14 protein-coding genes are annotated in these 11,929 nt (G+C 68.7%); 7 read left to right on the top strand and 7 right to left on the bottom strand.

The window, feature by feature from the left end; all coding sequences use genetic code 11:
* Positions 1 to 2 precede the first annotated feature (2 nt).
* Both ACSQ86_RS18540 and ACSQ86_RS18535 read left to right on the top strand, forming a co-directional pair.
* Positions 3 to 716, top strand: a complete 714-nt coding sequence (locus ACSQ86_RS18540; RefSeq protein ID WP_436309390.1) for a DUF2848 domain-containing protein — start codon at positions 3 to 5, stop codon at positions 714 to 716.
* The gene (locus tag ACSQ86_RS18535; RefSeq protein ID WP_436309389.1) at positions 716 to 2,053 is read left to right on the top strand and encodes an amidase; all 1,338 of its coding nucleotides are present in this window, start codon (positions 716 to 718) and stop codon (positions 2,051 to 2,053) included. The genes ACSQ86_RS18540 and ACSQ86_RS18535 overlap by 1 nt, the downstream gene beginning before the upstream one ends.
* A 3-nt stretch (positions 2,054 to 2,056) precedes the next feature.
* Here ACSQ86_RS18535 and ACSQ86_RS18530 read toward each other — a convergent pair whose 3' ends face one another.
* From ACSQ86_RS18530 to amrB, 3 genes are read right to left on the bottom strand one after another with little or no spacing between them, the layout of a single operon-like run.
* Positions 2,057 to 2,533 (bottom strand): YbhB/YbcL family Raf kinase inhibitor-like protein, encoded by a 477-nt coding sequence (locus tag ACSQ86_RS18530; protein WP_436309388.1) that lies wholly within the window; start codon positions 2,531 to 2,533, stop codon positions 2,057 to 2,059.
* Between the two features lie 11 nt (positions 2,534 to 2,544).
* Positions 2,545 to 3,630, bottom strand: a complete 1,086-nt coding sequence (gene amrS / locus ACSQ86_RS18525; RefSeq protein WP_436309387.1) for an AmmeMemoRadiSam system radical SAM enzyme — start codon at positions 3,628 to 3,630, stop codon at positions 2,545 to 2,547.
* The gene (amrB, locus tag ACSQ86_RS18520; protein WP_436304650.1) at positions 3,627 to 4,433 is read right to left on the bottom strand and encodes an AmmeMemoRadiSam system protein B; all 807 of its coding nucleotides are present in this window, start codon (positions 4,431 to 4,433) and stop codon (positions 3,627 to 3,629) included. Before amrB ends, amrS begins: the two co-directional genes overlap by 4 nt.
* Before the next feature lie 93 nt (positions 4,434 to 4,526).
* Here amrB and arfB point away from each other — a divergent pair, with 93 nt between their 5' ends.
* Both arfB and ACSQ86_RS18510 read left to right on the top strand, forming a co-directional pair.
* A complete protein-coding gene (gene arfB, locus ACSQ86_RS18515) occupies positions 4,527 to 4,940 on the top strand; it encodes an alternative ribosome rescue aminoacyl-tRNA hydrolase ArfB (protein ID WP_436304649.1) in 414 nt (137 codons plus the stop codon).
* A gap of 79 nt (positions 4,941 to 5,019) precedes the next feature.
* Positions 5,020 to 5,814, top strand: coding sequence for a GntR family transcriptional regulator (locus ACSQ86_RS18510; protein ID WP_436309386.1), 795 nt, complete (start codon positions 5,020 to 5,022; stop codon positions 5,812 to 5,814).
* Positions 5,815 to 5,829: 15 nt separating this feature from the next.
* On the opposite strand, the gene ACSQ86_RS18505 is transcribed toward ACSQ86_RS18510, so the two are convergent.
* The 4 genes from ACSQ86_RS18505 to ACSQ86_RS18490 all read right to left on the bottom strand — a co-directional run bounded on the left by ACSQ86_RS18505 (position 5,830) and on the right by ACSQ86_RS18490 (position 8,807).
* Positions 5,830 to 6,567 carry an amino acid ABC transporter ATP-binding protein gene (locus ACSQ86_RS18505; RefSeq protein ID WP_436304648.1) on the bottom strand — a complete coding sequence of 246 codons (738 nt, stop codon included), beginning with the start codon at positions 6,565 to 6,567 and terminating at the stop codon, positions 5,830 to 5,832.
* On the bottom strand, positions 6,545 to 7,234 hold the full coding sequence (locus ACSQ86_RS18500) for an amino acid ABC transporter permease (protein WP_436304647.1): 690 nt from the start codon (positions 7,232 to 7,234) through the stop codon (positions 6,545 to 6,547). The genes ACSQ86_RS18505 and ACSQ86_RS18500 overlap by 23 nt, the downstream gene beginning before the upstream one ends.
* Positions 7,234 to 7,902, bottom strand: coding sequence for an amino acid ABC transporter permease (locus tag ACSQ86_RS18495; RefSeq protein ID WP_093109793.1), 669 nt, complete (start codon positions 7,900 to 7,902; stop codon positions 7,234 to 7,236). The genes ACSQ86_RS18500 and ACSQ86_RS18495 overlap by 1 nt, the downstream gene beginning before the upstream one ends.
* Before the next feature lie 71 nt (positions 7,903 to 7,973).
* Complete coding sequence (locus ACSQ86_RS18490) at positions 7,974 to 8,807, bottom strand: transporter substrate-binding domain-containing protein (protein WP_436304646.1); 834 nt, start codon at positions 8,805 to 8,807, stop codon at positions 7,974 to 7,976.
* Between the two features lie 204 nt (positions 8,808 to 9,011).
* Between ACSQ86_RS18490 and ACSQ86_RS18485 the strand changes: the two genes are divergently transcribed.
* The 3 genes from ACSQ86_RS18485 to ACSQ86_RS18475 are packed head-to-tail and all read left to right on the top strand — an operon-like array spanning position 9,012 to position 11,924.
* Positions 9,012 to 9,338: a (2Fe-2S)-binding protein gene (locus ACSQ86_RS18485; RefSeq protein WP_436304645.1), complete on the top strand. Its 327-nt coding sequence runs from the start codon at positions 9,012 to 9,014 to the stop codon at positions 9,336 to 9,338.
* Positions 9,331 to 10,779: an FAD-dependent oxidoreductase gene (locus ACSQ86_RS18480; RefSeq protein WP_436304644.1), complete on the top strand. Its 1,449-nt coding sequence runs from the start codon at positions 9,331 to 9,333 to the stop codon at positions 10,777 to 10,779. The genes ACSQ86_RS18485 and ACSQ86_RS18480 overlap by 8 nt, the downstream gene beginning before the upstream one ends.
* The gene (locus ACSQ86_RS18475; protein WP_436309385.1) at positions 10,776 to 11,924 is read left to right on the top strand and encodes an NAD(P)/FAD-dependent oxidoreductase; all 1,149 of its coding nucleotides are present in this window, start codon (positions 10,776 to 10,778) and stop codon (positions 11,922 to 11,924) included. Before ACSQ86_RS18480 ends, ACSQ86_RS18475 begins: the two co-directional genes overlap by 4 nt.
* Positions 11,925 to 11,929 lie beyond the last annotated feature (5 nt).

The following is an 11,929-nucleotide window of genomic DNA, read 5'->3' as shown; positions in this document are numbered from 1 at the left end:
TCATGTCATCGAAGCTTCATTTCGCCTGCGAGTCGGTCGCTGCCGACGGCACGCGCTCCGCGCAACTGATCACCAGCGCGCCGCAACGCCTGGTGGTCGCGGGCTGGACCGGCCGCGACGCCGCCGCCATCGCACACCACATCGAGGAGCTGGAGGCCATCGGCGTGCCGCGTCCCTCGGGCGTGCCGCTCTACTACCGCGTCGGCGCCAACCTGCTGACGCAGGCGCCCGCGATCGAGGCGCTCGGCGAGCAGAGTTCCGGCGAGGCCGAGCCGGTGCTGTTCTTCGCGCGCGGCGAATGGTGGCTCAGCGTCGGCTCGGACCACACCGACCGCAAGGTGGAGGGCTACTCGGTCGCGGTCTCCAAGCAGATGTGCGCCAAGCCGGTGGCCACGGCCGCATGGCGCTGGGCCGACGTGGCCCACTACCAGGACGAACTGCAGCTGCGCTCGCGCATCCTCGAGGATGGGAAGTGGGTGAGCTACCAGCAGGGCAGCCTGGCGGCGATCCGGCCGCTCGCTTCGCTGCGCGACGGCATTTTCGAAGACAGCGAAGAGGGATGCTTCATGACCTGCGGCACGCTGGGCGCGCTGCCAAACGCACGCGGCGAGGGCATCCGGCCCGCGCCCGAAATGGAGATCGAGATCCACGATCCGCGCCTGAAGCGCAGCATCGTGCATCGCTATGCGGTCCAGCCGCTGCCGGTGGTGGCGTGATGAGTGGCGAGACGATCGCCGCGCTGCGCAGCCGCATGGCGCGCGACGAACTCTCGCATGAGCATCTCGTCGCCCAGGCGCTGGAAGGCGCCGCGGCCTCGGGCGCGCAGCATGTGTTCACGCAGCTGTATGCCGAGGCCGCGCTGGCCGCGGCGCGCCATGCCGATGCGGCGCTGCGCGCGGGCGTCGCGCTGCCTGCGCTCGCCGGCCTGCCGGTGTCGGTCAAGGATCTCTACGACGTGGCCGGGGAGACCACCATGGCCGGCTCCATCGTCTGCCGCGACGAGCTGCCGGCTGTGGCCGACGCGCCGGCCGTGGCGCGGCTGCGCGCGAACGGCGCCGCCATCGTCGGCAAGACCAACATGACGGAGTTCGCCTTCTCGGGCGTGGGCATCAATCCGCACCACGGCACGCCGCGCAATCCGGCGGACGCCGCGGTGGCGCGCATCCCGGGCGGCTCCTCCTCGGGCGCCGCCGTGTCGGTGGCGCTGGGGCTGGCGGTCGCCGGCCTGGGCTCGGACACCGGCGGCTCGATCCGCATTCCGGCCGCGCTCTGCGGGCTGGTCGGCTTCAAGAGCACACAGGCGCGCACGCCACGCACCGGCGCGCTGGAGCTGTCGCGCACGCTCGACACGGTCTGCGCGATGGCGCGCAGCGTGAAGGACTGCCTGCGGGTCGACGCCGCCATCGCCGATGCGCCGCTGGCCGTGCGGCAACGGCCGCTCGCGGGCATGCGCTTCGCCGTGCCGCAGACGCTGATGTTCGACGGCATCGAGCCCGCGGTGGCCAGCGCCTTCGACCGTGCGCTGAAGATCCTGTCCGCGGCCGGCGCGCTGATCGTCGACATCGGGTTGCCGGAACTGGCCGAGATCGCGCAGCTCAACGCGCCCGGCGGCTTCTCGGCGGTCGAGGCGCATGCGGTGCATCGCGAGCGCCTGGCGCAGGCGCGCGAGCGATTCGACCCGCGCGTGGCCGCGCGCATCGCGACCGGTGCCGCGGCGAGCGCGGCAGACTACATCGCGATGCAGGACAAGCGCCGCGCCTGGATCGCGCGCACCGAGCGCGCGCTCGAAGGCTTCGATGCGCTGCTGTGCCCGACGGTGCCCATCGTCGCGCCGCCGATCGACGAACTGGTGCGCTCGGACGAGGCTTTCTTCAAGGCCAACGGCCTGCTGCTGCGCAACACCTTTGCGATCAACTACCTCGACGGCTGCGCCTTCAGCCTGCCTTGCCACCGCGCGGGCGAATTGCCGGTGGGACTCATGCTCTCCTCGGTGCAGGGCGACGATGCGCGGCTGGCCGCGGTGGCGCTGGCGGTGGAGGCGGCGCTGAAGTAGCGCCTATCGACGCTTCTCGTACGTGCCCACCAGCTCCGCCTGTGCGAGCACGTGTCCCTTCATCGCCTTCTCGAGCGTGGCCTTGTCCGGGCGCTCGAGTTCCGGCAGCACGGCGTCGAGCGCGTAGAGCTTGTGGAAGTAGCGGTGGCGGCCGATGGGCGGGCAAGGCCCGCCATAGCCCGTGCGGCCCCAGTCGTTGACGCCCTCGCGCGTGCCCGCCGGCAATGCCGCCGGCTTGACCGCTTCGGGAAGCTCGCCGGCCTCCGCGCCGATGTTGTAGAGCACCCAGTGGACCCATGTCATCTTGGGCGCCGCCGGATCGGGCGCATCCGGGTCGTCGACGATGAGCGCGAAGCTCACGGTCGCCGCGGGTGCGCCGCTCCACGCCAGCGGCGGCGACACGTCCTTGCCTTCGCAGGTGTGGATGGGCGGTATCGCGCCGTCCGGTGCGAACGCGGTGGAAGTGAGGGTCAGGCTCATGGAGGTCTCCTTTATGATGGCAGTGATTGCGCTGCCCGCACCGGGATGCGCCGCCGGCCGAAGCCGTGGCTGAAGGCGCCGAAGCGGCCTGCGATCGGCGTGCCGCAGTGCGGGCATTCGCCGCGCGCATCGAGTTCGCAGTCCAGCACGAGATACCAGTCGCGGCGCACCAGCGGCGCGCGGCAATGCGGGCACCAGGTCGTCCCGCCTTCCACGTCGTGGACATTGCCGGTGTAGACATGGTTCAGCCCGTTGGCGAGCGCGATGGCGCGGGCGCGCGTCAGCGTGGCAGGCGGCGTCGGCAGCACGTCCATCATCTTGTAGTCCGGATGGAAGGCGGTGAAGTGCAGCGGCACGTCCGGCCCGAGGTGCTCGGCGATCCAGCGGCTCATCGCCTCGATCTCGGCATCGCTGTCGTTGTGGCCGGGGATCAAGAGCGTCGTGATCTCGAACCAGCAGCTCGTCTCGTGGCGCAGGTACTGCAGGGTGTCGAGCACCGGCGCGAGGTGGGCGCCGGTCTGCTGGAAATAGAAGGCTTCGGTGAAGCCCTTGAGGTCGACATTGGCCGCGTCCATCCTGGCGTAGAACTCGCGCCGCGGCGCGGCGTGCATGTAGCCCGCAGTCACGGCGACGCTGAACAGGCCCAGCGCATGGCAGGCATCGGCGGCGTCCATCGCGTACTCGGCGAAGATCACCGGGTCGTTGTAGGTGAAGGCCACACTCAGGGCGCCGCGCTGGCGCGCCAGCTCGGCGATGCGTTGCGGCGATGCGGCATCCATCAGCCGGTCCATCTCGCGGCTCTTGGAGATGTCCCAGTTCTGGCAGAACTTGCATGCCAGGTTGCAGCCGGCGGTGCCGAAGGAGAGCACGCTGGAGCCGGGATGGAAATGGTTCAGCGGCTTCTTCTCGATCGGGTCGAGGCAGAAGCCCGAGCTGCGCCCGTAGGTCGTCAGCACTATTTCGTCGCCGACACGCTGGCGCACGAAGCACATCCCGCGCTGGCCTTCGTGCAGCCGGCAGTCGCGCGGACACAGGTCGCACTGGATGCGCCCGTCGTCCAACCTGTGCCACCAGCGCCCGGGATGGCTCGCGCTCATGATGCCGGCGCCTCGAACGCGATCGCCGCGTAGCCGACCACGCGGCGGCGGTCTCCCGCGGTATCGCCGGAATTGCGCAGGTCCAGCAGGCGCGGCTGCAGGCGGTGGCTGCGTGCCGCCTGCAGCGCACCGTTGATCGCCCGTGCGCCGCAAGCCTCTTCGGGAACCAGGGCGCCGTCGAAGGCGAGGATGCGCTGCACCGTCGCGCGGTCGCGCGCCTGGGCCTGCGCGTACGGCAGGTAGTGCGACAGGTCGGAGCTGACGACGATCAGCGTTTCGTCTTCGCCCCACAGCCGTTCCAGAATCTCCGCGACCTCGGAGGGACTTGCGTTGCCGACGAGCAGGGGGACCAGCGCGAAGTTGTTCAGCACCGTCTGCAGGAACGGCAGTTGCACCTCCAGCGAATGCTCGAAGGCGTGAGGCCAGTCGTCGTGCACGACCTGCGGCGGGCTGCCGAGCAGGGCCAGGGACGCATGTTCCAGTGCGATGCGACCGAGCGGCGTATCGAAGGCGTCCGCTTCCGGTGCCGCCAGCGCGCGCACCGCGCAGCGATGGGCCGGACCGAGCAGCACGACACGCGTGATCCGCTCGCGCCATGGTGCGAGCAGGGCATAGGCTTGTGCCGCGACGGCGCCGGAATACACATAGCCGGCGTGCGGAACGATCAGCAGCTTCGGTGGCTTCGTGGACTCGGCGACAGCGCTGCCGGCAGCGGCGAGGCAATCGCCGACCTCGCGCTGCAGCTGCAGCGCATCGCCGGGGTAGAAAGTCCCCGCGACCGCGGCGGGGCGAACGGCAGGCACGGCATCACACCTCCTGCGATGAATATGGACTCACCGCGGGTCAGCGTCAACCGGCTCGAGATGAAGGCACCACCGCGCAAGCCAAAATAGCGGATGCCCGCGCCGCGTCCGCCCATCCTCATCGACCCTCTGGAAGTCGAGTTCAGCGCCATCCGCGCGCAGGGCGCGGGCGGGCAGAACGTCAACAAGGTATCGAGCGCGGTGCACCTGCGCTACGACATCGCGGCGAGCTCGCTGCCCGAAGACGTCAAGGAACGCCTGCTCGCGCTGCGCGACAGCCGCATCACGCAGGAAGGCGTGCTGGTGCTGAAGGCGCAGAAGCACCGCAGCCAGGACATGAACCGCGCCGACGCGCTGGCGCGGCTGCAGGAGCTGGTCGACAGCGTCGCCACGCCGCCGCGCGTGCGCCGGCCGACCAAGCCCAGCTATGGCGCGAAGCAGCGGCGGCTCGAGGGCAAGAGCCAGCGTTCGGAGATCAAGAGCCTGCGCGGGCCGGTGAAGGATTGAGGCAGGCGCTTGGCGCCGGTCGCGAGAACACCGTATGCTGTGGCATCGCTCGATTGCACACAATTTGTAGACAAAGCATATGAAATCCAAAGTCACGGCCAAGGCGCCGGTGCATGAGGAGGCCAGGAAGCCCGGTCGGCCGAAGAAATCCGCCGCTCGCGCGGCTGCCGATGCCACGCCTGCAAAGCCGTCGCGCAAGGCCGCGGCGCCCGAGGCGCCGGCCGAGTTGTCGACGAACCTGACCGATCGGGCCTATGCCGTCGTGCGGCGGCTCATTCTCGAGCGGGAGCTGTCGGGTGGGGAAGTGCTGGTCGAAGGGCGCTTGGCCGAGCGGCTCCAGATGTCGCGCACGCCGCTGCGCGAGGCCCTGCTGCGGCTCGAAGGCGAGGGTTTGCTGGTGCGGGCCAATGCGCGCTCCTATGCGGTGCGGCGCATCGCGGCGTCGCATTACTTCCAGTGCCTGCAGGTGCGCGAACGCCTGGAGTCGCAGGCGGTGTCGCTTGCCATGGGGCGCGTGCCGGCCGAAGAGGTGCGGAACCTGCGCGCCAGCATCCTGTCGCTGGACTCGAGCCAGCAGGGCTCCAGCCACTGGCAGGCCGATGACGAGATCCACGGGTTGTTCGCGCGCGCCTCCGGCAATGCGATGCTGGCCGACACCATCGCCCATCTGCGCGTGCTGTGCCGCCTGTTCGAGGTGGTCGATCCCTTCAAGCGCATCGAGGACGACCGCAAGGAGCATCTGGCCATCCTGGACGCGTACATCGCGGGCAACGAAAAGGCGGCCGAGGAGGCCGTGGTGGCGCACCTGCGAAATCTCGCGCGCTACACGCTCTCGCGGCTCAGCAACGGGCTGGTGAGCGAGTTCTCGCCATAGCCCGGGCGAACGCGGTCAGTGCCGCAGGATCTTCCCGACGAACTCGCGCGTGCGCGCTTCGCGGGGCTGATCGAAGATCTGCTTCGGGTCGCCGACCTCGACCACCTGCCCGCCGTCCATGAACACGACCTTGCTCGACACTTCGCGCACGAACCCCATCTCGTGCGAGACGATGAACATGGTCATGCCGTCGGCTGCCAGCAATCGCACCGTGTCCAGCACCTCGTTGACGAGCTCCGGGTCGAGCGCAGCCGTCACCTCGTCGAGCAGCACGATGCCGGGCTGCAGCGCGAGCGCACGTGCGATGGCCACGCGCTGCTGCTGGCCGCCCGACAGCTGGTCGGGGTAGGACTGCAGCTTGCTGCCCATGCCGACTTTTTCGAGCAGTTGCGTCGCATAGGCTTCCACCTGCTTGCGCGGCCGCCCCTTCACCTTGATGGGGGCGACGGTCACGTTGTCGAGCACCGTCATGTTCTGGAACAGGTTGTACTGCTGGAACACGATCGCCATCTGCGAGCGGATGCGGCGCAGCTGCCCGCGGTCGTTGTAGTCGAGCGCCTGGCCGTCGATGCGCACCTGGCCGGAAATCGGCGGCAGCAAACCCATCAGCACGCGCAGCAGCGTGCTCTTGCCGGAGCCCGAGGGTCCGATCAGGCTGACGATCTCGCCCTTCTCGACCGACAGGTTGATGCGCTCGAGCACGGTGTGCGCGCCATAGTTGGCCTTGAGGTCAACGATTTCGAGTTGGGGCAAGCTTTCTCTCCAGGTATTTGCCGAAACGCGCCAGCGGATAGGACAGCATGAAATAGAGGGCGAGCACCGTGCCGTAGACGAGCGTGGCCGAGAAGCCCTTGTTGTTCATCGTCTTGCCGGCGAAGGCCAGTTCGACCACGCCGATCTGCGATGCGAGCGCCGTGTCCTTGATGAACAGCACGAAGAAGCCGAACACCGGCGGCAGGATGATCTTCCAGGCTTGCGGAACGATCACCAGGCGCAGCGTCTGCAGGTAGCTGAAGTTCAGCGTGATGGCGGCGTCCCATTGGTTGCGGTGCACGGATTCGAGCCCGCTGCGCACGATCTCGGCGATGAAGGCCGTGGCGATCAGGCACACGCTGATCAGCGCCACCGCGAACATGCTGAGGTCCGCATGCATCCCCTGGAAGATGAAGAACACCAGCATCAGCGTCACGAGGAAGGGGATGCGCCGGAACAGCTCGGTGAAGATCGTCACCGCCACGCGCAGCGGCCTCGCCGCAGGCCGCGTGCTCAGGCGCACGGCCGCGAGCACGAAGCCGAGCGAGAAGCCCACGATGCAGCCGATGGCCGACAGCGCGAAGGTCGCGCCCAGTGCCTTGGCGAAGAAGATCAGGTTGTAGTAGCCGAAGAAGCGCGGCAGCTCTTCGATGATCTGGTCCCACATCAGAACCACCTCATCTTGGCGCGGAAGAAGCGCTTGCCGACGAAGGCGAGCGACAGCGTCGCGATCAGCGTGATCACGATGTAGAGCACCGCGGCGACCGAGAACACCTCGATCGAGCGGAAGGTTTCGGAGTTGATGTTGAAGGCCCGGCCGGTGAGTTCCTCGACCCCGAACACAGCGGCCATCGAGGTGCCGAGCGTCATCAGGATGTACTGGTTCGAAAGCGGCGGGAACAGCACGCGCACGATGTGCGGCACGATCACGTGGCGGATGGTCTGGAGGCGCGAAAAGCCCAGCGTCTCCGCCGCCTCGAGCTCGGGCAGGCGCACCGATTCGAAGCCCGCGCGCTGGATCTCGGTGAGGTAGGCACCGGCATTGAGCGTCATACCGATCAGCACCGCCTGGTAGGGCGACAGCAGGATGCCCGCGTCAGGCAGTGCGAAGAAGATGAAGAAGATCTGCACCAGCTGCGGCGTGTTGGTGAAGAACACCACGTAGGCGCCGACGATGCGGCGCGCCCAGCGCGGGCCGTAGGCGCGCACCGACGCGCCGCCCAGGCCGATCAGCATGCCGAAAGCGAAAGCGAGAAAGGCGATCTGCAGGCTCAGCCACGCACCGCCGATGAGGTAGGGCAGACGTTCGAGGACCGGGGTGTAGTCGAATTGCATGGGATCTCGGTCGTGCATGCGCGCCGCGCGCAGGCAGGCTGCGCGCGGCGCGGGATCATTCGGCGCGACGCCTACTTGTAGCTCGGCGCGGTGCGCGGGTCATGCAGCATGGGGCCGCCGAACCATTTTTTCCAGCGCTCGTCCACATAACCGTTGCGGTGCAGTTCCTTGATCGCGCCGCTCAGCTTCTCGCGCAGCGCGTCGTTGCCCTTCTGCACGCCGATGGCACAGAAATAGACGTCGATGGGCGCGTCCACGATGCGCCAGTCGATCTTGTGCTTGGCGGTGTGCTCGGTCATGAAGTCCATCACGTCGATCATCGCGTCGGCGCGGCCCTGGGCGATCGCACGCACCGCGTCGGGGTAGTTGTCCAGCAGCAGCAGTTGGGCCTTGGGCAGCTTCTCCTGCACCAGTTTCACGGGGGTGGCGCCGCGCACCTCGACCAGCTTGACCGAGGGGTCGTTGAGCTCCATCCAGTCCTTGTACGGCTTGGCCTTGGTCGTCAGGACGCCCAACACCTCGGTGTGCAGCGGCACGGTGAAGTCGATGACTTTCTGGCGTTCGGCCGTGATCGTCATGGCGCCGAGCACGGCATCGATCTTGCCGCTGCTCACGAAGGGAATGCGATCGGGCGAGCCGACCTGCACGATTTCGGTCTTCACGCCCAGCAGCTCGCCGAGCTTGCGTGCGATTTCGACGTCGAAACCATCGATCTCATTCTTGTCGTTGAAGATGCCCAGCGGCGGCAGCGTGGGATTGACGCCGATGACGATCTTCTTGCTGGCAACGATCTCGTCGAGCGTTCGCGCCGACGCGGACGCCGGCAGCCCCAGCAGGGTCGAGCCGAGTGCGAGCGATCCGGCCGCCAGCAAGGTGCGGCGGACTGCGTTCCTGATTTGCTTCATCGAGAAGAACTCCTAGAGATGGATGGTTGGATCGAACCGCCGATCGCGGTTCGCAGAGCGGGAACGAACGCAAGACGAATGCCAGTTCGATCGATGTCTGCAAAAGAAATAACATCGATATATGAAATGTATACAATAAAATCCAGCGGGTCCAGCCTGGACTTGCCCGGCTTGTTTCAATCGCTCATCCGACGCTTTTTCTTCATGACGAAGTCTTCCTATTCCGCGCCTGCGGCACTGCGTGCCGATCAGGCGGTGCAGCGGGGGCCGGCGGTGCAGTTCCTTGTCGATGGTTGCACCGTCCGGGCATTCGGGGGCGAAAGCGTCGCCGCGGCGCTGTTCGCGGCGGGCCGGCGCGAGCTGCGGTGCAGTCCGCGCGACGGGGCGCCCCGCGGCCTGTTCTGCCTCATGGGCTCCTGCCAGGAATGCCTGGTGTGGGTCGGTGCGCGCAAGCTGCTCGCCTGCCAGGTGCCGGTGGCCGGCGGGCTGGAGGTCGAAACGCTCCCCTTCAGGGAAGAGCGTCATGGCTGAGGCAGCGCTCCAGTCCGTCGATCTGCTCGTGATCGGTGCCGGTCCGGCCGGCGCGCGGGCGGCGCTGCGCGCGCAGGGCTGCGGCCTCAGCGTACTGCTGGTCGACGAGAACCACGACGCGGGCGGGCAGGTGTGGCGGCCGCTTCCCGCAGGATTCACACGTGCAAGCGGCACCGCGCTGTCGACCGAGGCGAGGCAGGGCGATGCCCTGCGCGAAGAACTGCGCCGGGCCGGCGTGCGCTGCCTCTTCGGCCACAAGGTGTGGAACGTCGGTACGAGTCTGCGCACCGACCTGATCGGTCCGGATGGCACCGTCAGCTGGCAGCCGCGTGCGCTGCTGGTGGCGACAGGAGCGACCGAGCGCGTCGTGCCCTTTCCCGGCTGGACCCTGCCGGGCGTCATGGGCCTGGCCGCCGCGACGATCCTGCTCAAGTCGCAGAACATGCTGCCGGGGCGCCGTACGGTGGTGGCAGGCAGCGGGCCGCTGCTGCTGGCGGTGGCGAACGGGATCCTCAAGGCAGGCGGCGAGGTGGCCGCGGTGCTCGACCTGGCCGGGCAGGCCGACTGGCTGCGTGCGCTGCCGTCGCTCACTGGCCGCCCCGATCTGCTGTGGCGAGGGGCGCAGTGGTACGCCAGCCTGCGCATCGCCGGTGTGCCGGTGCTCCACCGGCACGGCATCCATTCCGTCCAGGCGGTGGGCAATGGGTTTCAGGTACGTGCGCTGCGTGTCGATGCGGCCGGCAAGCCGATTGCCGATGTCCCGTCAGCCGTGTTCGTGGCCGACGGCGTGACGGTCGGGCACGGCCTGGTACCGGGCACCGACGTGACCCGGCTGCTGCGCGCCCGCCATCGCTATGCCGCGGAACGCGGCGGCTGGATCGCCGACACCGACGCCGACGGCCGCAGCTCGGTCGCGGGCCTTTACGTCGCAGGGGACGGCGCGGGCATTGCCGGCGCCGCCGCGGCCGGCGCCCATGGCGAACTGGCAGCCTTGGCCTGTGCGCACGACCTCGGCCGGCTGGTGCCAGAGGTCCATGCAAGCGAACGCGCCCGCCTGCTGGCGCAATGGCACAGGCCTGCACGATTCGGGCGTGCGATGGCGGGCCTGATGGCACTCCGCGAAGGCACGGTTGCCGGCATTGCCGCGGACACCATCGTGTGCCGCTGCGAAGACGTGACCCGCGCCGAGATCGATGCGGCAGCGCGCGACGGTGCACGCGACATGAACCAGCTCAAGGCCTGGACCCGCTGCGGCATGGGACCGTGCCAGGGCCGAAGCTGCGGCGATGTGGCCGGGGCACTGCTCGCAGCGCATGTCGGCAGTCGCGAGGCAGTGGGCTGCTTCACGGGCCGCGCGCCGCTGCGTCCGGTCTCGCTCGCCGAGGTGGCGGGCGACTACACCTACGCCGACATCCCCATTCCGAAGGCGGCCCCGCTGTGAGCGAGGCCACGCGCCATGCGGCGGCCTACGACGCGGTCGTGATCGGCGGCGGGGTCATGGGCTGCGCCACCGCCCTGCATCTGGCCGAGGGCGGCATGCGGGTGGCGGTGGTCGATCGCGGACCGCTGTGCCGCGAAGCCTCGGGCGTCAACGCCGGCACGCTCACGCTGCACATGACGCGCGCCGCGCTCGTGCCCTATGCCATGCGCGCGTGGCAGATGTGGATGGATGCGGAGAAGTGGCTCGGCATGGGGGTGCTCGCGACCCACGTGCCCGGGCTCACGCTGGCCTTCACCGAGGCGGAGTGCGAACTGGTCGAATTGCGCGCCAAGGCCCGCCGCGCGTATGGCGCGCCGATCGAGGTGATCACGCCCGAGCGTGCGCGGGAGATCGAGCCCGGCCTGCATTCCGGCCTGCTGAAGGCGGGTTACTGCGAGATCGATGGTTTCGCAAGCGCCTACCTCACGGGCCGGGCGTTCCGCCATGCGCTCACGCACGCCGGCGTCGAGGTGCTCGAAAACGCGCCGGTTGCGGCCATCGATTCGGGCGATGCGGGCCACGTGATTCGTCTCGACGCCGCCGCCGGCCGCGCACCGCTGCACGCGAAGCGGGTGGTGCTGGCCGGCGGCGTGTGGATCCAGAACATGCTGGCCTGGCTCGGCGTGCAGATTCCGATCAAGGTGTTGATCAACCAACTCATCATCACCGAGCGCATCCGCCCCGTGATGCGCACCGTGCTCAGCGTCGCGAGCGGTCTGCTCTCGCTCAAGCAGTTCGCCAACGGCACCGTGCTGATCGGCGGCGGCTGGCAGGGCGATGGCGACCGAGAGCGCGGCGGCGTCGAGGCCCGCCCGCAGAACCTGGTGGGCAACGTGCGCCTCGCGGCCTACGCGGTACCGGCGCTGGCCGAAGCCCGCATCGCGCGCATCTGGCTCGGCCTCGAGGCCGAGACCGCGGATGCGATGCCCATCATCGGCGACGTGCCCGGCGTGCCGCAGGCCTATGTGGTCGGCAGCGCGCACTCGGGCTACACCAGCGGCCCGTTCATGGGCCGGATCATGGCCCAGCACATCCTCGGCCAGGAGCCCGACCTGCCTCTTTTCGATCCCGCCCGCCTGCTGGGCATGCCGATGTCCGGCACTTGAAATGC

Origin of the sequence: Variovorax sp. LjRoot130 (assembly GCF_964253755.1) — a bacterium.
Classification (GTDB): Bacteria; Pseudomonadota; Gammaproteobacteria; order Burkholderiales; family Burkholderiaceae_C; genus Variovorax.
Note: the sequence above shows the minus strand (reverse complement) of the source record. Positions and strands in the feature narration are given on the sequence as shown.

Coding starts and splice junctions, on each gene's coding strand:
- ACSQ86_RS18540 (WP_436309390.1), top strand. CDS start 3: ATGTCATCGAAGCTTCATTTCGCCTGCGAGTCGGTCGCTGCCGACGGC.
- ACSQ86_RS18535 (WP_436309389.1), top strand. CDS start 716: ATGAGTGGCGAGACGATCGCCGCGCTGCGCAGCCGCATGGCGCGCGAC.
- ACSQ86_RS18530 (WP_436309388.1), bottom strand. CDS start 2,533: ATGAGCCTGACCCTCACTTCCACCGCGTTCGCACCGGACGGCGCGATA.
- amrS (WP_436309387.1), bottom strand. CDS start 3,630: ATGAGCGCGAGCCATCCCGGGCGCTGGTGGCACAGGTTGGACGACGGG.
- arfB (WP_436304649.1), top strand. CDS start 4,527: ATGCCCGCGCCGCGTCCGCCCATCCTCATCGACCCTCTGGAAGTCGAG.
- ACSQ86_RS18510 (WP_436309386.1), top strand. CDS start 5,020: ATGAAATCCAAAGTCACGGCCAAGGCGCCGGTGCATGAGGAGGCCAGG.
- ACSQ86_RS18500 (WP_436304647.1), bottom strand. CDS start 7,234: ATGTGGGACCAGATCATCGAAGAGCTGCCGCGCTTCTTCGGCTACTAC.
- ACSQ86_RS18495 (WP_093109793.1), bottom strand. CDS start 7,902: ATGCAATTCGACTACACCCCGGTCCTCGAACGTCTGCCCTACCTCATC.
- ACSQ86_RS18490 (WP_436304646.1), bottom strand. CDS start 8,807: ATGAAGCAAATCAGGAACGCAGTCCGCCGCACCTTGCTGGCGGCCGGA.
- ACSQ86_RS18485 (WP_436304645.1), top strand. CDS start 9,012: ATGACGAAGTCTTCCTATTCCGCGCCTGCGGCACTGCGTGCCGATCAG.
- ACSQ86_RS18480 (WP_436304644.1), top strand. CDS start 9,331: ATGGCTGAGGCAGCGCTCCAGTCCGTCGATCTGCTCGTGATCGGTGCC.